Raw genomic sequence first — 22,824 nt, forward strand, 5'->3', positions numbered from 1 at the left:
CCAGCACAGGCGGCTCCACACATCAAAGGTATGGCATGACGCGTAAGATTGCAGTAGGTATTGTTGTCTATCACGCAGGCGCTGAATTATTGCGCAGGCTCGAATTGACGTCGTCGAATGGATTTGAAGTCTACGTGTTCGACAACTCACCTGACGTTACCAACGTGCGAGAACTCGCTGAGCCTGACCCGCGCATCCATTATTTCACCTGTGGCAAAAATCTGGGGCTGGGCATCGGCATTTCAACAGTGTGTGCCAATGCCTACCAACAAGGTCATTCAGCGCTGCTGTTTTTTGATCAGGACACCGGGTTCAGCAGCGAAACACTGTCTTATATAGAAAACAACTATGCCGACAACATCGACGCCTACAGCGAGTTCAGCGCAATTGCCTTTAAAGCCGATGGAAGCGCCCGGGTACGGGATGTACCTTTACTGATCAACAGCGGCAGCCTTTACTTTCTGGATAAACTCAATGCCCTTGATTGGATGGACTGCAGCTACTTCGTCGACAGTGTGGATTATAAGCTCTGCCTGGATTCGTTAAACAAGGGCTATCGCATTGGTGTCTGCGGTGCCACACCGGGTTTCGATCATGTCACGGAGCAGGCTGATAGTCGCTATCGCATCGCGGGCCGCACGTATTCAATGCGGGCCTATTCAGGGTCCAGAATAAAAGACACTGTTGCTTCGAATCTCAAACTTATCTTTTCTGCGCTCAAGAGCCGCCAGGTTGGTTTCGCGCTGAGAATAACAAGATTACTGACCCTCTATTGCGCCTCCCAGATCCTCGTCAGGGTAATCAATACATTAGGAATTTTTAAACGTGACTGATGAAAAAGGCATGACCGGCGAGCGCTCAGCCATTTTTACCGTATGTAATCTGGCTTATTTATCCAAGGCGCTGGTGCTGGCCGAGTCATTGGATAAATTCGATCAGCCGAAACTGAAGATCTATATTTTTGATCGCAAGGTCGAGATAGACCTCCCGACCGACCTGGCGGAGTTTTATTGGGTTGAAGAGATCGGATTGGCCGACGTACGGCACTACGCCTTCAAATACGACATCGTCGAGTTCAGTACCAGCCTCAAGCCCTGGATCACCTTAAAGCTCCTTGAGCAGCACGACAAGGTGGTCTTCCTGGACCCGGATACCTGCGTATTTAGCCGCCTCGATGGCTTATGGAGAGAGCTCGACACGCGGGATATCATTCTAACGCCCCACTACGTCACACCTCATGTTGAAGGTGATATCGGGATGCTGCGCTTTGGCTCCTTCAACCTGGGCTTCTACGCGGTTTCCAATACCTCAGAAGGCATACGGTTTCTCCAGTGGTGGAATGAGCGCTGCCTGGAGCACTGCTATTTCGAAACGCAATTCGGACTTTCGACAGATCAGAAATGGGTCAGTATCGCTCCCTGTTTCTTCCCGACCCTGCACGTGTCATTCAATCTTGGTTACAACGTGGCTTTTTGGAATAGCCATGAACGAACCCTCTCGCCTGACGGCCGGGGTGGCTATACAGTAAACGGAGAATGCCCACTGGTTTTCTTCCACTTCAGTTCGTTTGACGAGAAGAACCCGGCACTGTTGAGCAAGCGTGCATTTGCGGGAAGAGAGAAAAAACGTGAAGACCTTCAGGAAGTTAGTTTCTATTACAAAGAACGACTCTCCAACTTCTCATCCTTCCCCTCCAGCGCAGCCTATGCATTTGATTACATGAGCGATGGAAAATACATATCCCCCACGCTGAGAAGGGCCTACGCCAGCGTACTGGATGAGCTAACCACCGGCCATGACCCCTTTGATGCCAACGGCCCTGTTTACACATTTGCCAAGAAGAACTACTTGTTCGAGGCAGGTGGGCAATACAAACCCGCCGGGTTTGGCGATGCGCAAACTCACTCCGGAAAGCTCCAGATCATCAATTCTTTACTGAAGGGAATTCTGTACGTGGTAGGCCCCAATCGGTTCATGAACCTATCGAGGCTGTTCGTCTACCTGTCGAGCTTCCGACTGAACAAAAAGTTGTGGAAGCTCTAACGTAAAGGCTATCGCGCTCTATTGTGAGCTCTGATGGACCGGAAGACAGGCCCATCAGAGCGGCATGGCGATGTCAGACTTCGCGGTGTCGCTGAATGTGCATCCAGTCGACAATTTCACCTTCCGGACTGTAGCCACTGACGGTGTTTTTCAAGAGCTGCCTGACGAGCGCAAAATCACCCGCATCAACCGCCGTCAACAACCCGTGCAACCGGGCCTTGAGCACTTCCCACCCCAACAGTTCTTCATTGGCCCGCATGATCATCGGATGACGAGTAGCAGCCACGTTGTCGCCGATTAACAATTCTTCATACAGTTTTTCACCGGGCCGCAGCCCACTGAAATTGATCAGGATATCCCCATGCGGATTGGTGTCGGAGCGGATACTCAGGCCAGATAGATGAATCATCTTCTCGGCAAGCTCTACGATTTTCACAGGCTCGCCCATGTCGAGCACGAAGACATCCCCTCCCTGCCCCATCGAACCCGCTTGAATAACCAGCTGTGCCGCCTCGGGTATCGTCATGAAATAGCGGGTTATTTTCGGATGGGTCACTGTCAAGGGCCCGCCGGCCTGGATCTGCTTATGGAACAGCGGAATGACCGAACCTGACGAGCCCAGCACGTTGCCAAAGCGAACCATGGTGAAACGGGTCTTGTTGACCCGCGAGATGTTCGAGGCGTCACCAAACAACGTCGGTGCCACTTCTTTGCTCAAGGCTTGCAGAACAAGCTCCGCCAACCGTTTGGTGCTACCCATGACGTTGGTTGGCCGCACGGCCTTGTCGGTCGAAATAAGTACAAAGTTCTCGACACCCGCCTGCAGGGCGGCCTGAGCGGTATTAAGGGTGCCAATTACATTATTGAGAATACCTTCGGCAATATTGTGCTCCACCATAGGCACATGTTTATAGGCTGCTGCATGGTAGACCGTATCGACCGACCAGGTATTCATGACCTCCAGCAGTTTGTCCTGATGCCGCACCGAACCCAGTATCGGCAGCAGCGTTACATTCAATGATTCTGATTGAACGCGCTGTTCAAGTTCGGAGAGGATGCAGTAAAGGTTGTACTCACTGTGATCGAACAACAACAGGCTGGTAGGCTCCAGCGTCAGAATCTGGCGGCAGAGTTCCGATCCGATCGAGCCACCCGCGCCGGACACCATCACGACACGGTGCTTGATGCAGCGCTCCAGCAACTCAGGCTGCGCCGGGACGGGATCTCTGCCCAGCAGGTCGGCAATGTCCACTTCCTGGATATCGTCGACTTTGACTCGACCGCTGGCCAAGTCCATAAAACCGGGAACACTGCGTACATGCAGCGGGTAACCCTCCAGATAACCCAGTATCTCTCTGCGACGAGCCCGCGTGGATGACGGTATCGCCAGCAGCAGTTCCTCAGCGCCAGTCTCGTCGATCATCTGCTGGATACGTTTGGGTTTGTACACCTGCAACCCCGAAATGATGCGATCCGAGATGCCACTGTCATCATCGATAAAAGCGACCGGACGCATTACCCGCCCCATGCGTAAGGCCGCTACCAATTGATTACCCGCCGCACCGGCCCCGTAGATAGCCACCTTGATAAGGCCATCATCACGACTGGTGAAAGGCACGTGCTGCGCAGCGGTAAACCAGTCCCCCTGAAAGTACTGACGCATTGCCAAACGCAAGCCGCCAATGATGACCATGCTTAGCCACCAATAGTTGAATACGATTGAACGTGGCACCACCGTCTGGTGATTGCTGTACAAGTACACCACAAGGGCCAGCAACAACGCGGAGAGACTAACGGCCTTGATGATCGCAATAAGCGCATCATTGCCGAAATAACGCATGACTGCCCGGTACATGCCAAAGTGGATAAAAAGCGGGATGGCAATCACCGGCGCACTGAGAAAGAGCCACAAATGGACTACGAAGGGGTTGTTGAGGTCATCAAACCCGAGGCGCACGACAAATGCCAACCATAACGCCGCCCATACCAGAACGATGTCGGTCGCCACTTGCAAGAAACGTTTCTGCCTGCGCGGCAAGCCCACCAATCGGGCACGTAAACTATCCATAAACCCTTTTATACCTCAGTCCCTAGTACTGCCAGCAAAAAACGACAGTCATGTGAGTGTGCAGCAGCCCCATGAAACTACAGCGCCAGTCAATTATCACGCTTTCTCAAGCTCCCCCGCGTGAAACTTGATAGCCAGCAACACCAACGGAATATACGCCACCAGCAGCCCCAAAACGCCGTCAAACCCCAGGCCGACAAAGAGGGCGATAGGCAATAGCCACAACAAATTAATCGCCATCACCGTCAGCGTAACCGGCAAATGGCGCCCCGCTAGGCGGGATGCAAACTGATAGGCGTGACTGCGATGCGCTTCATAGACCTTGTCCCCACGCAACAGGCGTCGACCTAAAGTGAAGGTCGCATCAACAACGAATACGCCCAGCAAAATCAACCAGACCCAAAGCATCTCAGGTGCAGCCCACGCCGCCTGAAGCGACAAGATGCCAATCACCACTCCCAGGAAGCCACTCCCAGCATCGCCCATGAAAATGCGGGCGGGAGGGAAGTTCCAGTATAAAAACCCAAGCACCGCAACCGCCAACAGCATCGGTGCAAGCATGAGGTTTTCATGACCAGTCAGCCAGTACACCAGGCACGCGCCTGCACAAGCGCAGACGGCCTCGATGCTGGCAATACCGTCAATACCGTCCATGAAGTTATACAAGTTCAGCATCCAGACCAGATACAAGGCTGCCAGTAAGTGCCCGAACCAGCCAAGGTCCAATTCATTGCCGAAAAGACTGATCGTGGGCAGTCCTCCCATCCAGGCCAACGCCCAGATCGCTGCGCCAAAGTGGGCCAATAGACGCCAGCGCGCTGCGATATGACCATGATCGTCGAGAAAACCAACGACCGCGATCAACGCCCCAGCCCCCAACAATGGCCACGCGACACCCCAACTGATCCAGCCAGCAATAGCTACGACTACCAACGCCACCAGGTAGGTCAGTACGATTGCGACTCCCCCCTCGCGGCGTCGGTACAGAATGCGAACTGCGACCATTGGGAATGTCCATCAAACTACGCGATAGGGCATAACGGCGTAGGACCCAAGTCAATAGAAGCGATGCTGAGAGCACGGCGGTAAACACTAACCAAATGGTCATGTAGGAAACAGTTCCTGAAACAGATGCGGGCAAAAGGGCTTAGCATTCATTGCTGATCGACACTGACTGGCGCAGGCATCGCCCAGGCTGTACTGCCAAGAGCGGTGCCGGTGAGCATAGATTTCCGGTCATTTTTCGTTCCGCCTCAACGTCGCCTTCCTGAAAAGTGCTTCAAGGCGGTCGAACAAGTTCTCTTTGGAAAAATGCTCAAGGTAGTAACGCCTTCCCAAAAGGCCCATGCTCTCGAGCTCGGACTTGGGCAAGGCGCCCATAGTACGCACGATACTTGCCAGTCCCTGGGCATCGCCTGAACCACAGACCATGCCTGCCCCCGACCTGGTAACGACGTTGGCCGCTTCGCCGTCAATCATGGCGATCACGGGTTTTCCCGATGCCAGGTAAGCCTGGACCTTACCCGGGATGGTTTTCTCGAAAACGTCGTTTGTCCTTAACGAAACCAGCAGTGCGTCAGCCACGGCGAACAGCGCCGGCATTTTTTCCAAAGGGTGCCGGCCGAGCAGCAAGACGTTGTCCATGCGGTTTTCCGCCACATGCTTGGCCAACCATTGACTGGCTCGGCCATCCCCCACAATTACCCAACGCACGGGTAGGTCTGTCTTCACAGCCTTGACTGCAGCCATGATGGCCGGAAAATCCTGAGCATCACCGATATTGCCGGCAAAGAGGATCGTAAACACGGCATCGTCGCTCTGTAGCAGATCGGAAGACGCCTGTACCTCGCCGGAAAAATCATCCTCAGCCCAACTGGGAAAATACACGAGCCGATCTGCGCCCATTGCACGTGTACAGTATTGTTTGACGTTCTCCTCGAACGACCGCGACTGTAACAACAAGTAATCGGTACGGTTGTAGATCCAGGACACCACTTTGCCGACAAGCCCAAGTAGTCTGGGACTCTTGACAACCCCAACCGCCCTCAGGCTCTCCGGCCACAGATCCAACACCCAAATGAGTACCGGGGCCTTTTTCAAGCGGCCAAGCAACAGGGCCGGGATCGCCCCCATGATTGGCGATACCCCATACACAAAAATCGAATCGAATGACTCACCACGCAGTTTGTAACTGCCCACGATAGAGGCACTGCTGAAATACGAAAGGTAATTCAAGGCTAGCGTGAAGTTGCCCTTGCCGCGCGCCAGCATCGGCACCCTGATCACACGAGCCCCTCGAAAGTTCGAAAACTGCGCGGGCTCACGCCGAAAATCGGTAAAGACCTGCCCTTCCGGATAATTGGGCACGCCTGTGAGCACTGTCACCGCATGGCCTTTGGCGACAAAGCCTTCGACCATGTTGTTGATGCGCATATTTTCGGGCCAGAAGTACTGGGTCACCACCAGAATCTTGAGTGGCTTTTGCTGGGAGAGCATGTCCACTCAATATTGCTTCCATACAGTGCGCATGACGTAGTCACGGTAACTATGGATGATCCGAACGACTTTTTCAGCGACATTGGGCATGCTGTAATCCGCGACAAGCCGTAACGTCCGTTCTTGCCCCGCGGCCTGGCTTTCCAGAAGCTGCAAGCCTTGCATGGCGCGCTCGACTTCCAGACCGACCATCATGACCGCCGCCTCTTCCATCCCTTCCGGCCGCTCATGGGCCTCACGCAGATTCAGCGCGGGGAAATTGAGGATCGATGATTCTTCGTTGATGGTGCCGCTGTCCGACAACACCACTTTGGCTGTCAGTTGCAACTTGTTGTAGTCCTTGAACCCCAACGGCTTGAGCAATTGCACATTCTTGTGGAAGCTAACGCCCATGGCATCGACGCGCTTTTGCGTACGAGGGTGAGTGGTCACGATCACCGGCAAGTCGTAATGCGCAGCAACGGTGTTCAATACTTCGACCAACTTGAGGAAGTTCTTGTCGGAATCAATATTCTCTTCGCGATGCGCACTCACGACGAAAAACTTGCCGGCCTCCAAGCCAAGCCGCCCCAGTACATCCGAAGCCTCGATGCCATCGCGGTAGTAATTGAGCACTTCAAACATAGGACTGCCCGTCTTTATCACCCTGTCCGGCGGCAGCCCTTCGCTCAACAGGTAATCACGCGCAATGCTGCTGTAGGTCAGGTTGATGTCAGCGGTGTGATCAACAATGCGGCGATTGATTTCTTCAGGCACGCGCATGTCAAAACAGCGATTGCCGGCTTCCATGTGAAATGTCGGGATCTTACGACGCTTGGCCGGGATCACAGCCATGCAGCTGTTGGTATCACCGAGGATCAAGAGGGCTTCGGGTTTCACCTCCTCCAGCACCTGATCCACCGCAATGATCACGTTGCCGATCGTTTGCGCACCACTTGCGCCAGCAGCGTTGAGAAAATGGTCAGGCTTGCGAATACCGAGGTCCTGGAAAAAAATCTCGTTCAATTCGTAATCGTAGTTCTGCCCGGTATGCACCAGAATGTGTTCACAGTGTTCGTCAAGCTTGGCAATCACTCGTGACAATCGAATGATTTCAGGGCGTGTCCCCACAACCGTGACAACTTTCATTTTTTTCATTTCAACACTCTTCCAGAATCATTGGCATCGGCGCCGTCCGCCCCATGCATTGCCTGAGGCACCCATGCTCAGGCTTGAGTACCCACCGGCATTGCAAAGGTGTCCGGGCGCTCACGATCAAAGATCTCGTTGGCCCAGAGCATGACAATCATCTCTTCCTCCCCGACATTGGTAATGTCGTGAGTCCAGCCTGGCACCGTTTCCACTATCCGCGGCTGCTCACCCTCGGTAAACAGCTCATAAAACTCCCCTGATACTATATGGCGAAAGCGAAAGCAGGCCTTGCCTTTGATTACCAGGAATTTCTCGGTCTTGGAGTGGTGGTAATGACCGCCACGCGTCACGCCAGGGTGGGCAGTGAAATAGGAAAATTGCCCACTGTCCCGCGTCTTCAGCATTTCAACAAAAACACCGCGCGGGTCACCGTACTTCGGAACGTCGTAGGTAAATTGCTCGACCGGCAGGTAACTGACGTAGGTCGAGTAAAGTGCTCGCACGAGGCCTGTGCCCACAGCCTCGCTGATCAGCGTGTCGCGACTGTCGCGAAACGCATGCAACTGATCCGCCAACTCGCCCACAGAAATGCTGTACACCGGGGACACCTGAGCTACTGAGTCCTGAGGCGAGCCGGCGTCCATTAGCTGAGTGAAACAGTCGACCACATCGTCGATGTAAACCAGGCTGACCATCGCGTGTCGATCATTGACCTGGATCGGCAGACCTCGGGTGATGTTGTGGCAGAAAGTCGCCACGGCCGAGTTGTAATCAGGCCGAGCCCATTTTCCAAACACGTTGGGCAGGCGCAGGACATGAACCTTGGAACCGTGGCTCGCCTGTAGATCGTGCAACGCATGCTCAGCAGCCAGCTTGCTGATACCGTAAGCATTATCTCGATCCGCCTGCGTCGAGGAGGTGTAAAGCACGGGAGTGGGCTTGCCACTCATTTTGATCGCGTCGCACAGGGCCAAGGTCAAGTCAGTGTTGCCCACCTTGAACTCATCGGACGATTGCGGACGATTGACCCCTGCAAGGTGGAAGACAAAATCGACCTCGGCAACCAGCGCGGGCAATTGAGAGATGCTGTTATCACGGGTGAAGGCGACCACGTCGATATCATTGCGCTCACTTAAATGCGCAATCAGGTTCCTACCGACAAAACCGTTGGCGCCGGTGATCAGTACCTTCATCACTCACTCCTCCGGCGTAGCGAGTTCGCCACGCTGGATCGCCTTCATGAACTCAAGCTTGAGCAGCAGCCGTTGCATGCCGGCCACATCCAACCTTTCAGTGTTATGAGAGTTGTAGTCTTCCGTGCGAGAGATTTTTTCTTCCCCCTGCTCCACGAATTTCGAATAGTTCAAGTCACGCAGATCAGGGGGGATGCGGTAGTAATCCCCCTTGTCTTCAGCGCAAGCCATTTCTTCACGGCTCAGCAACGCTTCAAACAACTTTTCGCCATGACGAGTGCCGATAACCTGAATAGGATGCTCAGGCTTGCCGACCATTGCGGTCAAGGCCTTGGCCAGGGTTTCAACTGTCGCCGCCGGTGCCTTCTGAACAAAAAGATCACCATTGCGACCATGTTCAAAAGCATACAACACAAGGTCTACGGCATCAGCCAGCGTCATCATGAAGCGAGTCATGCTCGGGTCGGTCAACGTCAACGCGTTACCTGCACGAATCTGCTCGATGAACAAAGGAATTACAGAACCCCGTGACGCCATGACGTTACCGTAGCGAGTACCGCAGATAACTGTCTTTGCATCATCCACGTTACGAGATTTGGCAATCATGACTTTTTCCATCATGGCCTTGGAGATACCCATGGCATTGATGGGGTAGACAGCCTTGTCGGTACTCAGGCAAACCACTCGTTTGACCGAATTCTGGATAGCGGCTTCCAGGACATTTTCAGTGCCAATAACGTTGGTCTTGACCGCCTCCATGGGATGAAACTCACAGGAAGGCACCTGCTTCAGCGCGGCAGCGTGAAAAATGTAATCCACGCCGCGAGTGGCATTGAGAACGCTCTGGTAGTCGCGCACATCACCTATGTAAAACTTCAGCTTGGTGTCGGCATAGCGCTTGCGCATGTCGTCCTGCTTCTTCTCATCGCGACTGAAGATGCGGATTTCTGCGATACCACTGTCGAGGAAACGCTTGAGGACGGCGTTGCCGAATGAACCGGTGCCACCGGTGATTAGAAGCGTTTTTCCGCTGAACATAGTAAGTCCTAAAGCAACGCGCACAGCACGACAAGCTTCTAGTCGGCCACTCACCTCAATGCCTGCAGACCAACAAAGCCAACATGCCGCCCCGGAATACTCAACGGTGAAGAGGTTCAAGGAAAACGTCGAAGCTCGTTAGCAAACAGCCCGAAAAATAAGCTTTGTGTGGTGCAGTTAAAGATGAAGGGCATGGAAATTGGTGGCTATTTTAAGGCCTGCGTCCTTAAAGTCAAAAGCGAACACAGATGCGTGAGGGCATGCCTCAACGGTAATGAGAGGACGGGAACCAGACCCGACACCTTGGGGGATTAACGCCTACTGGTTATTGATGTGACATGACGAAAGTTTTCATACAGATAAACGCTCAACAGCCTGATCAGTACAGTAAAGACTCTCACCTTAAAACAGGAGGAATAACTCAGACTTATGTCAGGTTACGTCTACCAAGAGAATAGAACGCCGCAGGGTTCAAGCATTAGACTACGGCAGCCCCCAAGCACATACCGATCAAGCCTTCTGACGGGTTTTCTTACGACCGAACACGACCGCTATCGCCGGACCAACGATCATTCCCACCAGCAACGCCAATAAGGTGAAAACTGAAACTGGCAGCTCAACCGTGGACCAACCGAAAAACGACAGTGTTGCACCTTGCTGATTCTCGAGCACAAAAAAAACGACGACGAGCGCGAAGAACAAAACAGATACAATCGATGCAAAGCGCCTGAGTCTAGCCATAACGTTCTCCTGAAAGTCAATCAGACGCCTTCTTCCTCGTCTTCGTTCACCCGATCACGCAATTCCTTCCCCGGCTTGAAATGAGGTACGAATTTGCCGTCAAGACTGACGGACTGGCCGGTTTTTGGATTACGGCCCACACGCGGTGCGCGATAGTGAAGTGAAAAACTCCCAAACCCACGGATCTCAATGCGATCACCGGTCGCCAGGCATTGGGACATTTGCTCAAGCATAGTCTTGATAGCCAGCTCGACATCCTTGGATGAGAGCAGCCCTTGATGGGTGACAATTCGTTCGATCAACTCCGACTTCGTCATATTTTTCCCTTCTTTTTCAAGCAGCTAGGAAAAGCGCTTCGAAGGTTTTAGCATGACTTGATGAATTTGAACAGCCCGTTAGGCAACTTATCTGCAGGACCGATGGCAACCTCCTATAGGCGCATTCCATCATCAATTACAGATAACCAGCATGGTGCGAGTTACTGCGCCGGCGGGGTTCCAGCCGAACAGGTAGTCGCCCTCTTCGTCCGCGGCGTCGCTGGACTTGGTGATGACCCTGTACCCCTGCATCTTGCACTCTCGTGCAGCGCGCTTTTCACACTTCTCCCACTTGTTACCCAGGCCCGAGCAATCGATCTCGATGCCGCCGACGCCGCGCTTGGCGTGGGTCTTCGCGCTGGTGGTGGAGCAGCCCGCAAGCACGACCACTGCGAGCATTACGATAAGCCTGTTCATTCAAATCCTTATTGAAGCGACAACAAGAGAACCGCTTTTTTCTTAAGACTACAATCAGTTCTGACACTGAGCTATACGCCTTGGTTCTCGGTGTTGATTCAACGAATTTCAGGCACAAAAAAGGGCGACCGAAGTCGCCCTTTTTCTATGGCCTGACAGAACTTAGTTCTGCTTAGCCATTGCTTCGCGCAGCAGGGAGGCCATGGTGGTCTCGCCTGGTGCAGCTTCCGGAGCCGATTTCAGGCTCTGGATTGCTTCTTTCTCTTCCACTTCGTCTTTCGACTTGATGGAGAGTTGGATTACGCGGCTCTTGCGGTCAACGCTGATGATCTTGGCTTCTACTTCCTGGCCTTCCTTCAGAACGTTGCGCGCGTCTTCAACGCGGTCACGGCTGATTTCGGAGGCTTTCAGAGTCGCTTCGATATCGTCGGCCAGAACGATGATGGCGCCTTTGGCGTCAACTTCTTTCACAGTGCCTTTAACGATGGCGCCTTTGTCGTTCTCTTGAACGTACTCGGAGAACGGATCGCTTTCCAGTTGCTTGATGCCCAGGGAGATGCGCTCGCGCTCTGGGTCAACCGACAGGATAACGGTGTCCAGCTCGTCGCCCTTCTTGAAACGACGAACAGCTTCTTCGCCCACTTCGTTCCAGGAGATGTCGGACAGATGAACCAGGCCGTCGATGCCGCCGTCCAGACCAATGAAGATACCGAAATCGGTGATCGACTTGATGGTGCCGGAGATTTTATCGCCCTTGTTGAACTGGCCAGAGAAATCTTCCCATGGGTTAGATTTGCACTGCTTGATGCCCAGGGAGATACGACGACGCTCTTCGTCGATGTCCAGAACCATAACTTCCACTTCGTCGCCGACTTGTACGACTTTCGAAGGGTGGATGTTTTTGTTGGTCCAGTCCATTTCGGAAACGTGTACCAGGCCTTCCACGCCTTCTTCCAGCTCAGCGAAGCAGCCGTAGTCGGTCAGGTTGGTCACACGCGCGGTAACGCGAGTGCTTTCTGGGTAACGGGCTTTGATAGCAACCCATGGATCTTCACCCAGTTGCTTCAGGCCCAGGGAAACACGGTTGCGCTCGCGATCGTATTTCAGAACCTTGACATCGATCTCGTCGCCAACGTTGACGATTTCGGAAGGATGCTTGATACGCTTCCAAGCCATGTCGGTAATGTGCAGCAGGCCATCGACGCCACCCAGATCGACGAATGCGCCGTAATCGGTGAGGTTCTTGACGATACCTTTGACTTGTTGGCCTTCCTGCAGGGATTCCAGCAGAGCTTCACGCTCGGCGGAGTTCTCTGCTTCCAGGACGCTGCGACGGGAAACGACAACGTTGTTGCGCTTCTGGTCGAGTTTGATGACCTTGAATTCGAGTTCTTTGCCTTCCAGATGCGTGGTGTCGCGCACAGGACGAACGTCGACCAAAGAACCTGGCAGGAACGCACGGATGCCGTTAACGTCGACAGTGAAGCCGCCTTTAACCTTACCGTTGATAACGCCCTTGACCACTTCTTCAGCTGCGAAGGCTGCTTCGAGAACAATCCAGCATTCAGCGCGCTTGGCTTTTTCACGGGACAGCTTGGTTTCACCGAAACCGTCTTCAACCGAGTCCAGAGCAACGTGAACTTCGTCACCGACATTGATTGTCAGATCACCAGCATCGTTGTAGAACTGTTCCAGCGGGATCAGAGCTTCAGACTTCAGACCAGCGTGAACGGTTACCCAGCGAGCTTGGTAATCGATATCAACGATAACACCGGTGATGATGGAGCCTGCCTGAAGGTTCAGGGTTTTTAGGCTTTCTTCAAAGAGTTCCGCAAAGCTTTCGCTCATTTTAATTCCTGTTGATAAGGGCGAAGAATACGCCCATCTCCACACCCCAGACGGTGTGGGTCAGTTTCAGTTAAAAGAAGCCACCGCAGGACTATGACTGGTCCCCTGCGGCCTTCTTAATCACCCGGCGATATCGCGAATGGCGATTTCACTCAAGATGCGTTCCAGCACCTGCTCGATGGACAGCTCCGTGGAATCCAGCTGTATGGCATCAGCCGCCGGCTTGAGCGGGGCTACTGCGCGCTGGGTATCACGCTCATCGCGTGCACGTATCTCATCTAGCAGACTCGACAGACTAACACCATCGACTTTGCCCTTCAACTGCAAGTAGCGGCGGCGAGCCCGCTCCTCGGCGCTGGCGGTCAAGAAAATCTTCAAGGGTGCCTCGGGAAACACCACGGTTCCCATGTCACGGCCATCGGCGACCAGGCCCGGCGGCTCCTGGAACGCCCGCTGGCGCTGCAGCAGCGCATCACGCACGGCCGGCAGCGCGGCAACCTGGGAAGCCCACGAACCGACTTGTTCGTTACGCAGGTCATCCGTCACATCGTCTCCTTCGAGGATGATGCGCTGGGGATGACCTTCCGTCGCACCGACGAACTGCACATCGAGGTGCGCTGCCAGCAGCTTCAGGGATTCTTCGTTGGTCAGGTCGACGCCATGGTTGCGTGCGGCGAATGCCAGCAGGCGGTACAGCGCGCCGGAATCCAGCAGGCACCAGCCCAGGCGCTCGGCCAGGATGCCGGCGATCGTGCCTTTGCCCGAGCCGCTTGGCCCGTCGATGGTAATCACCGGTGCTTTGATATTCACAATTGAGCCTCTTGGGCAACACGGATGCCGACTTGGGCACACAGTGTAAGAAAGTTCGGAAAAGACGTAGCAACATTGGCGCAGTCACGGATACGAATCGGCGTCGCCGCCCGCAGGGAGGCCACACTGAACGCCATGGCAATCCGGTGATCACCATGGGCATGGACTTCACCACCGCCTATCAGGCCACCGTCAATGATAATCCCATCGGCGGTGGGTTCACACTTCACCCCCAGCGCCAACAGACCATCGGCCATGACCTGGATACGGTCGGACTCCTTCACGCGCAGCTCTTGAGCCCCACGCAACACGGTTCGCCCCTCGGCACAGGCCGCCGCGACGAAGAGCACCGGAAATTCATCGATCGCCAACGGCACCAGCGCTTCGGGAATCTCGATCCCCTTCAACGCTGCCGCGCGCACCCGCAGATCTGCGACGGGCTCGCCACCTACCTCACGCTGGTTTTCCAGCGTGATATCCGCGCCCATCAGCCGCAGAATATCGATCACGCCGGTACGCGTCGGATTGACACCGACGTGCTCCAGCAGCAGCTCAGAACCCTCGGCAATCGAAGCCGCCACCAGAAAGAACGCCGAAGAAGATATATCCCCCGGCACTTCAATATGGGTAGCCGCCAGCGCATGACCGGACTCCACGGACGCCGTCGCCCCCTCCACCGCCACCGGATAACCAAAACCGCGCAACATGCGTTCAGTATGGTCACGGGTCGGAGCAGGCTCGGTCACCACAGTTTTACCTTCAGCGTACAACCCGGCCAGCAGCAGGCAGGATTTGACCTGGGCACTGGCCATCGGCATCGCGTAAGCCAGGCCTTTCAACGACTGCCCACCACGAATGGTCAGCGGCGGACGCCCTTCCGGCCCCGTCTCGATCACCGCGCCCATTTCCCGCAGAGGCTTGGCCACGCGACTCATCGGGCGCTTGGACAGGGACGCGTCGCCGGTCAGCACACTGTCAAAGCTCTGCGCTGCCAACAAACCAGACAGCAACCGCATGGAAGTACCGGAGTTACCGAGATAAATCGGCCCCGGCGCCGGTTTCAAGCCATGCAGCCCCACGCCATGAATGGTCACACGCCCATGGTGCGGACCTTCGATCACCACGCCCATGTCGCGAAACGCCTGCAAGGTCGCCAGGGCATCTTCGCCCTCAAGGAAACCTTCGACCTCAGTCACACCCTCAGCCAACGAACCCAGCATGATCGACCGATGGGAGATCGACTTGTCGCCCGGCACCCGAATGCGCCCGCTCAAGCGGCCACCCGGTTCGGCGAGGAAGGTCAGCTCATCAGCGGTCACAGCGGTTTCCATGTAGGCCCGGCGCGCCAGGATCTTGCTGAAATGCTCACGCGCCACCCGCGCACGGGTAAACACGCCCAATAATTGATGGCCATCCCCGGCATCAACTGCGTCGCGCAAGGCGTCGAGGTCGCTGCGGAAGGTGTCCAGGGTGCGCAACACCGCTTCGCGATTGGCGAGGAAGATGTCGTGCCACATCACCGGGTCGCTGCCGGCAATCCGCGTGAAGTCGCGAAAACCACCGGCGGCGTAACGGAAAATATCGAGGTTCTCGTTGCGCTTGGCCAACGAGTCCACCAGGCCAAATGCGAGCAAATGCGGCAGATGGCTGGTTGCGGCCAACACTTCGTCGTGACGCTCGACCTGCATATGCTCGACATCCGCACCCAGCTCACGCCACAGACGGTCCACCACCGCCAGTGCAGCCGGATCGGTTTGTTCCAGCGGCGTCAGGATGACTTTATGGCGACGGAACAGCTGCGCATTGGACGCCTCTACTCCGCTCTGTTCGGAGCCCGCAATCGGATGACCCGGCACAAAGCGCGCTGGCATACCACCAAAGGCCCGTTGCGCCGCGCGCACCACATTGCCTTTGGCACTGCCGACATCCGTCAGGATCGCCTGCCCCAAGTCCATGCCCGCCAGTACGCCGAGCAATTTCTCCATGGCCAGGATCGGCACGGCCAACTGGATCACATCAGCGCCCTGGCACGCGAGCGCCAGGTCCGCTTCACAGCGATCCACCACCCCCAACTCAACCGCCAACTTGCGCGATTGCGGGTCCAGGTCCACACCAACCACTTCGCTACACAGCCCACTTTCACGCAGGCCTTTGGCGAAGGAGCCGCCGATCAACCCCAGACCGACCACCACCAGGCGACCGATCATAGGCACAGCAGGTTTCAATGCAGTGACATCAACCACGGGCCAGAACCTTGGCCAGCGCCTCCAGGAAGCGGGCGTTTTCTGCCGGCAGACCGATGGTAATGCGCAGGTGGTTCGGCATGCCGTAGTTGGCGGTCGGACGCACAATGACGCCTTCGCGCAACAGGCCCTGGAATACCGGCGCAGCGACCTGGCCGAGGTCGACACAAATGAAGTTGCCCTTGGACGGAATCCAGCCCAGGCCCAACTCACGGAAGCCTTCCTGCAACTGCAGCATGCCGCTTTCGTTGAGGCGACGGCCTTCTTCCAGGTACTCGGCATCCTTCACCGCCGCACAGGCTGCAGCCAGCGCGAGGCTGTTGACGTTGAACGGCTGACGCACACGGTTCAGCACGTCGGCAACCACTGCCGTGGACAAACCGTAGCCGACTCGCAGCGATGCCAGGCCATAAGCCTTGGAGAACGTGCGCGAAACCAGCAGGTTCGGGTACGCCGCCAGGAAATCCAGGCCGTTCGGCAGATCACTGCCTTCGGCGTACTCGATGTATGCCTCGTCCAGTACGACCAACACATGCTCCGGCACGTCTTGCAGGAAGTCGCTCAGCGCTTGCGCGTCGAACCAGGTGCCGGTCGGGTTGTTAGGGTTCGCGATAAACACGACGCGGGTCTGGGCATCAATGGCCGCCAGCATGGCCGGCAGGTCATGACCCCACTCTTTCGCGGGGACCACTTTCGCATCAGCGCCCACCGCCTGGGTCACGATCGGATAGACCGCAAACGCATGCTCGCTGAACACCGCATTCAAACCTGGCGCCAGATACGCACGACCAACCAGCTCAAGAATGTCGTTGGAGCCATTGCCCAGGGTGACCTGGTTCAGCTCGACACCGCACTTTTGTGCCAGCAGAGACTTCAAGGCAAAGCCGTTACCATCGGGATAGCGGGTCAGCTCAGCCAACTCTTCACGAATCGCCGCCAACACCTTCGGGCTCGGGCCCAGCGGGTTTTCGTTACTGGCCAGCTTGACGATGTTCGCCGGATCCAGGTTCAGCTCACGCGCCAGCTCATCCACAGGCTTGCCCGGAACGTAAGGCGACAGTTGTTGCACGCCCGGCTGAGCCAGGGTGAGGAAGTTGCCACTCATGTTAAAGCCTCACAAAACCGCTTTCGGGTAAGAGCCCAGCACCTTGAGTGCCACGGCTTCCTGACTGATTTTCTCCAGCACACCCTTGACCAGCGGGTCGCGGTGATGGCCGATGAAGTCGATAAAGAACACGTAAGTCCATTTACCGCTGCGCGAAGGACGAGTCTCGATGCGCGTCAGGTCAATCCCGTTATCATGGAACGGCACCAGCAGCTCATGCAGCGCGCCAGGCTTGTTGCTCATGGAGACAATGATCGAGGTCTTGTCGTCGCCAGTGGGCGGCACTTCCTGGCTGCCGATCATCAGGAAGCGCGTGGAGTTGTCCGGGCGGTCCTCGATTTTCTCGGCCAGGCGCGTCAGGCCGTACAGCCCAGCGGCCATATCACCGGCGATGGCCGCCGAATTCCACTCACCCTTGACCCGCTTGGCGGCCTCGGCGTTGCTGGAGACAGCTACCCGCTCGACATTCGGATAATGCGCGTCCAGCCACTTGCGGCACTGGGCCAGGGACTGGGCGTGGGAGTAGATGCGGCTGATACTGTCGGTCTTGGTATTCTCGCCCACCAGCAGGTGATGGTGGATGCGCAGCTCGACTTCGCCGCAGATGACCATGTCGTGTTCGAGGAAGCTGTCCAGCGTGTGGTTGACCGCGCCTTCGGTGGAGTTTTCCACCGGCACCACGCCAAAATTCACCGCGCCGGCCGCCACTTCACGGAACACTTCATCGATCGCCGCCATTGGCTTGCTGATCACCGCGTGACCGAAGTGCTTCATGGCAGCCGCTTGGGTGAAAGTGCCCTCGGGACCCAGATAAGCCACTTTCAGCGGTTGTTCCAGCGCCAGGCACGAAGACATGATTTCGCGGAACAACCGCGCCATCTCTTCGTTGCCCAGTGGGCCCTTATTACGCTCCATGACACGCTTGAGCACCTGGGCTTCACGCTCGGGACGGTAGAACACCGGCACTTCGCCTTCGGCCAGGGAGGCCATCTTCACCCGTGCCACTTCCTGGGCGCACCGCGCGCGCTCACTGATCAGCTCCAGGACTTTCTCGTCCAGGCTGTCAATGCGCACGCGCAGGGCCTTGAGTTCTTGCTCAGACATTAGCCGTGTTCCTTTTCGAACGCTGCCATGTACTCAACCAGCGCGTTGATCGCGTGGATGTCGACGGCATTGTAGATGGAGGCGCGCATGCCACCGACCGAACGGTGCCCCTTGAGGTTCAGCAGGCCACGCTCTTCGGCACCGACCAGGAACGGCTTGTCCAGGCGATCATCAGCCAGGCGGAACGGCACGTTCATCCACGAGCGATCAGTCAGGTTGATCGGGTTGCTGTACAGGCCGCTGGCGTCGATGAAGTCGTACAGGACGCGCTTCTTCTCTTCGTTGAGCTTGCCCATGGCGGCGACACCGCCCTGCTCTTTCAGCCATTCGAACACCAGGCCGGAGAGGTACCAGGCAAACGCTGGTGGAGTGTTGTACATCGAGCCGTTATCGGCCGCGACCTTGTAGTTGAGCATGGTCGGGCACAGCGAACGGGCGCGACCCAACAGGTCCTCACGGATGATGTTGACCAGGATGCCGCTCGGACCGATGTTCTTCTGGGCGCCAGCGTAGATCATGCCGTACTTGGACACATCGATAGGGCGCGAGAGAATGTCCGAGGACATGTCGCACACCAGCGGAACGTCACCGACTTCCGGCACCCAATCAAACTCCAGGCCGCCGATGGTTTCGTTCGCGACGTAGTGCACGTAGGCCGCGTCCTTCGACAGCTTCCACTCATTCTGACCGGGAATGGCGAAGTAGTCGTACGGCTTGGCGGTACCCGCGACATTGACGTGACCGTAACGCGAGGCCTCTTCAATAGCCTTCTGACCCCAGATACCCGTGTCGATATAGTCAGCCGTGCCGTCTTCCGGCAGCAGGTTCAGCGGGATCTGGGCGAACTGCTGGCTGGCGCCGCCCTGCAGGAACAACACTTTGTAGTTGGATGGGATGTCCAGCAAGTCACGCAGATCCTGCTCGGCCTTGGTGGCGATGGACACGAACTCATCGCTGCGATGGCTCATTTCCATCACGGAGAGGCCTTTTCCATGCCAGTCGAGGAGTTCACCCTGCGCACGCTGCAGGACTGCTTCAGGAAGCGCCGCGGGACCGGCACAGAAGTTATAGGCTCTCTTGCTCACATCCAATCTCACTCTGATTTGGTGGGGCTGCAATCATGTTCGGCAACAACCTTTCTCTGGAGCGAACCCTTGTGGGAGCTGGCTTGCCTGCGATAAGGGCACCTCGGTAGCGCAGTGATACCGCGGCGCTGCCATCGCAGGCAAGCCAGCTCCCACATTGACCGCGTCCAGCCAAAGGACGTGCTATTTCACAAGGGACAAACAACAAGGGGGCGAATCTTCATCCGCCCCCTGTGTGTCCGCTTATTCCTGCGGTTCTTCTTCGTCTGCGGCAGCGTCGAGGGTTGGCTCGTCGACGTTGTCATCGCCTGCTGCGATCACCTCGCCTTCGAATTCCTCGCCTTCCAGCTCTTCGCCTTCGACTTCCGATGGCTCCTGGACACGCTCCAGGCCGACCAGTTTCTCGTCCTTGGCCAGCTTGATCAGGGTGACGCCCTGGGTATTACGGCCCAGGCTCGACACTTCAGCCACACGGGTACGTACCAGGGTGCCCTGGTCGGAAATCAGCATGATCTCCTCGCCATCGAGCACCTGGACCGCGCCGACCAGACGGCCATTGCGGTCGTTGCTGACCATGGCGATCACGCCCTGGCCGCCACGCTTGTACTCCGGGAACTCGCTGATGGCGGTGCGTTTGCCATAACCGCGCTCGGAAGCGGTGAGGATCTGGCTGCCTTCTTCCGGGATCAGCATCGAAATCAGCTTCTGCCCTTCTGGCAGGCGCATGCCGCGCACACCGCGGGCGGTACGGCCCATGGCGCGAACGTCGGATTCCTTGAAGCGTGTGACCTTGCCGCCGTCGGAGAACAGCATGACTTCACGCTCGCCATCGGTGATGGCCGCAGAGATCAGCACGTCGCCTTCGTCCAGCTCCAGGGCGATCAGGCCCACGCTGCGCTGACGGCTGAAGGATTCCAACGGGGTCTTCTTCACGGTGCCTTTGGCGGTGGCCATGAAGATGAAGTGACCTTCGGTGTATTCCTCGACCGGCAGCATGGTGGTGATGTATTCATCACTGTCCAGCGGCAGCAGGTTGACCAGTGGGCGACCACGGGCAGCACGGGACGCTTCCGGGATTTCGTAGGTTTTCAGCCAGTACACCTTGCCTTTGCTGGAGAACAGCAGCAGCGTGGTGTGGCTGTTGGCGACCAACAGGTGAGCAATGTAGTCCTCATCCTTCACGCCGGTCGCCGATTTACCTTTACCACCACGACGCTGGGCCTGGTACGCAGCCAATGGCTGGGTCTTGGCGTAGCCACCGTGGGAGATGGTCACCACACGCTCTTCTTCCGGGATCATGTCACCCAGGGTCAGGTCGAGGCGCGCATCGAGGATTTCGGTACGGCGCACGTCACCGTATTCGGCGCGGATCACTTCCAGTTCTTCGCGGATCACTTCCATCAGGCGCACGGCGCTGCTGAGGATGCGGATCAACTCGCCAATCTGGTTGAGGATCTCCTGGTACTCGGCCAGCAGCTTCTCGTGCTCCAGGCCGGTCAGGCGGTGCAGGCGCAACTCCAGGATGGCCTGGGCCTGTTCCGGCGACAGGAAGTACTTGCCTTCGCGCAGACCGTATTGCGGGTCCAGGGTCTCCGGACGGCACGAGTCGGCGCCGGCACGTTCAACCATGGCCACCACGGCGCTGGATTCCCAAGGCGTGCTGATCAGCGCTTCCTTGGCTTCCGACGGGGTTGGCGAGGCCTTGATCAGGGCGATTACCGGGTCGATGTTCGACAGCGCAACTGCCTGGCCTTCCAGGATGTGGCCGCGCTCGCGGGCCTTGCGCAGTTCGAACACGGTGCGGCGTGTGACCACTTCGCGACGGTGACGCACGAAGGCTTCCAGCAGGTCCTTGAGGTTCAGGATGCGCGGGCGGCCGTCGATCAGCGCAACCACGTTGATACCAAACACGCTTTGCAGCTGGGTCTGGGCATAGAGGTTGTTGAGGATCACCTCAGGCACTTCGCCACGACGCAGCTCGATCACCACGCGCATACCGTCTTTGTCGGACTCGTCGCGCAGTTCGGTGATGCCTTCGAGCTTCTTCTCTTTGACCAGCTCGGCGATCTTCTCGATCAGGCGCGCTTTGTTCAGCTGGTACGGCAGTTCGGTGATAACGATCTGCTGGCGGCCACCGACCTTGTCGATGTCTTCGATGATCGAGCGGGCGCGCATGTAAATGCGGCCGCGACCGGTGCGGTAGGCTTCGATGATGCCGGCGCGACCGTTGATGATCGCGGCAGTCGGGAAGTCCGGGCCGGGGATGTATTGCATCAGCTCATCGACGGTCAGCTCCGGGTTGTCGATGAGGGCCAGGCAACCGTCGATGACTTCACCGAGGTTGTGCGGCGGGATGTTGGTGGCCATGCCCACGGCGATACCGCTGGAACCGTTGACCAGCAGGTTGGGGATCTTGGTCGGCATGACCGCCGGGATCATTTCGGTGCCGTCGTAGTTCGGCACCCAGTCCACGGTTTCTTTATGCAGGTCGGCCAGCAGCTCATGCGCCAGCTTGGTCATGCGCACTTCGGTGTATCGCATGGCCGCGGCGTTGTCGCCGTCGACCGAACCGAAGTTGCCCTGGCCGTCTACCAGCAGGTAGCGCAGGGAAAACGGCTGGGCCATCCGAACGATGGTGTCGTACACCGCAGTGTCGCCGTGAGGGTGATACTTACCGATCACGTCACCGACAACACGGGCAGATTTCTTGTACGGCTTGTTCCAGTCGTTACCCAGCTCGCTCATCGCGAACAGCACACGCCGGTGCACGGGCTTCAAGCCATCGCGCGCATCAGGCAGTGCCCGACCGACAATTACGCTCATCGCGTAGTCGAGGTAGGACTGTTTCAGCTCGTCTTCGATATTGACCGGGAGGATTTCTTTGGCCAGTTCGCCCATGAGAAGCCTGATTCCTTTTTCGGGTGAAACCTCGTCACATCCATATGGGACGAACGAAGCTCGCCGCTGCCGGCAGAGTGCCTGACAACGACTTACGACAAATCAACGAGTTATGACACGGATCTGCACGTTATAGGCCACCCCTCGGGGCGACCCTGGAAACCGCCGGATGTTATCACAATCGCCGCCACGCACCTATCCCCCTGATGCGCATGGAGCATAGTAAGTTGACGGATGACAGGCTTGAGGGCGACGAGAGGGGCTCAGAGGCAGGGTCGTGCTATTTT

Annotated in this window: 17 protein-coding genes and 1 pseudogene; 2 read left to right on the forward strand and 16 right to left on the reverse strand. The window is 56.7% G+C overall.

Features of this window, described 5'->3' with window-relative positions:
- Nucleotides 1-35 precede the first annotated feature (35 nt).
- Together AB4O08_RS04465 and AB4O08_RS04470 are read left to right on the forward strand one after the other, a co-directional pair.
- On the forward strand, nt 36-833 hold the full coding sequence (locus tag AB4O08_RS04465; RefSeq protein WP_010211940.1) for a glycosyltransferase: 798 nt from the start codon (nt 36-38) through the stop codon (nt 831-833).
- Nucleotides 826-2,043 carry a glycosyltransferase family protein gene (locus tag AB4O08_RS04470; protein ID WP_050513961.1) on the forward strand — a complete coding sequence of 406 codons (1,218 nt, stop codon included), beginning with the start codon at nt 826-828 and terminating at the stop codon, nt 2,041-2,043. The genes AB4O08_RS04465 and AB4O08_RS04470 overlap by 8 nt, the downstream gene beginning before the upstream one ends.
- A gap of 73 nt (nt 2,044-2,116) precedes the next feature.
- On the opposite strand, the gene AB4O08_RS04475 is transcribed toward AB4O08_RS04470, so the two are convergent.
- The 16 genes and pseudogenes from AB4O08_RS04475 to gyrA form a co-directional block, all read right to left on the reverse strand.
- On the reverse strand, nt 2,117-4,111 hold the full coding sequence (locus tag AB4O08_RS04475; RefSeq protein ID WP_460114726.1) for a polysaccharide biosynthesis protein: 1,995 nt from the start codon (nt 4,109-4,111) through the stop codon (nt 2,117-2,119).
- A gap of 96 nt (nt 4,112-4,207) precedes the next feature.
- Nucleotides 4,208-5,219, reverse strand: a pseudogene (locus tag AB4O08_RS04480) (MraY family glycosyltransferase).
- A gap of 128 nt (nt 5,220-5,347) precedes the next feature.
- A complete protein-coding gene (locus AB4O08_RS04485) occupies nt 5,348-6,607 on the reverse strand; it encodes a glycosyltransferase family 4 protein (RefSeq protein ID WP_031290440.1) in 1,260 nt (419 codons plus the stop codon).
- Between the two features lie 6 nt (nt 6,608-6,613).
- Entirely contained in the window at nt 6,614-7,744 is a 1,131-nt protein-coding gene (wecB, locus tag AB4O08_RS04490) for a non-hydrolyzing UDP-N-acetylglucosamine 2-epimerase (protein ID WP_042570765.1), read from the reverse strand.
- 68 nt (nt 7,745-7,812) lie between these two features.
- Nucleotides 7,813-8,931: a UDP-2-acetamido-2,6-beta-L-arabino-hexul-4-ose reductase gene (wbjC, locus tag AB4O08_RS04495; protein ID WP_021490944.1), complete on the reverse strand. Its 1,119-nt coding sequence runs from the start codon at nt 8,929-8,931 to the stop codon at nt 7,813-7,815.
- A 3-nt stretch (nt 8,932-8,934) separates the two neighbouring features.
- On the reverse strand, nt 8,935-9,969 hold the full coding sequence (locus AB4O08_RS04500) for a polysaccharide biosynthesis protein (RefSeq protein ID WP_010211948.1): 1,035 nt from the start codon (nt 9,967-9,969) through the stop codon (nt 8,935-8,937).
- A gap of 510 nt (nt 9,970-10,479) precedes the next feature.
- Nucleotides 10,480-10,710: a lipopolysaccharide assembly protein LapA domain-containing protein gene (locus tag AB4O08_RS04505; protein ID WP_010211950.1), complete on the reverse strand. Its 231-nt coding sequence runs from the start codon at nt 10,708-10,710 to the stop codon at nt 10,480-10,482.
- A 20-nt stretch (nt 10,711-10,730) separates the two neighbouring features.
- The gene (gene ihfB / locus AB4O08_RS04510) at nt 10,731-11,027 is read right to left on the reverse strand and encodes an integration host factor subunit beta (protein WP_003218804.1); all 297 of its coding nucleotides are present in this window, start codon (nt 11,025-11,027) and stop codon (nt 10,731-10,733) included.
- A 132-nt stretch (nt 11,028-11,159) separates the two neighbouring features.
- The gene (locus tag AB4O08_RS04515; RefSeq protein WP_042570764.1) at nt 11,160-11,444 is read right to left on the reverse strand and encodes a lipoprotein; all 285 of its coding nucleotides are present in this window, start codon (nt 11,442-11,444) and stop codon (nt 11,160-11,162) included.
- A 162-nt stretch (nt 11,445-11,606) separates the two neighbouring features.
- A complete protein-coding gene (rpsA, locus tag AB4O08_RS04520; RefSeq protein WP_010211953.1) occupies nt 11,607-13,292 on the reverse strand; it encodes a 30S ribosomal protein S1 in 1,686 nt (561 codons plus the stop codon).
- A 120-nt stretch (nt 13,293-13,412) separates the two neighbouring features.
- The gene (gene cmk / locus AB4O08_RS04525) at nt 13,413-14,102 is read right to left on the reverse strand and encodes a (d)CMP kinase (RefSeq protein ID WP_010211955.1); all 690 of its coding nucleotides are present in this window, start codon (nt 14,100-14,102) and stop codon (nt 13,413-13,415) included.
- Entirely contained in the window at nt 14,099-16,309 is a 2,211-nt protein-coding gene (locus AB4O08_RS04530) for a bifunctional prephenate dehydrogenase/3-phosphoshikimate 1-carboxyvinyltransferase (protein ID WP_042570763.1), read from the reverse strand. The genes cmk and AB4O08_RS04530 overlap by 4 nt, the downstream gene beginning before the upstream one ends.
- Nucleotides 16,310-16,337: 28 nt before the next feature.
- Nucleotides 16,338-17,450, reverse strand: coding sequence for a histidinol-phosphate transaminase (hisC, locus tag AB4O08_RS04535; RefSeq protein WP_021490947.1), 1,113 nt, complete (start codon nt 17,448-17,450; stop codon nt 16,338-16,340).
- A 9-nt stretch (nt 17,451-17,459) separates the two neighbouring features.
- Nucleotides 17,460-18,554 (reverse strand): prephenate dehydratase, encoded by a 1,095-nt coding sequence (pheA, locus tag AB4O08_RS04540; RefSeq protein ID WP_003172650.1) that lies wholly within the window; start codon nt 18,552-18,554, stop codon nt 17,460-17,462.
- The gene (gene serC, locus AB4O08_RS04545; RefSeq protein WP_010211962.1) at nt 18,554-19,639 is read right to left on the reverse strand and encodes a 3-phosphoserine/phosphohydroxythreonine transaminase; all 1,086 of its coding nucleotides are present in this window, start codon (nt 19,637-19,639) and stop codon (nt 18,554-18,556) included. Before serC ends, pheA begins: the two co-directional genes overlap by 1 nt.
- A gap of 243 nt (nt 19,640-19,882) precedes the next feature.
- The gene (gene gyrA, locus AB4O08_RS04550; RefSeq protein ID WP_010211963.1) at nt 19,883-22,537 is read right to left on the reverse strand and encodes a DNA gyrase subunit A; all 2,655 of its coding nucleotides are present in this window, start codon (nt 22,535-22,537) and stop codon (nt 19,883-19,885) included.
- Between the last annotated feature and the right edge of the window lie 287 nt (nt 22,538-22,824).

This window comes from Pseudomonas sp. H3_E07 (genome assembly GCF_054668895.1).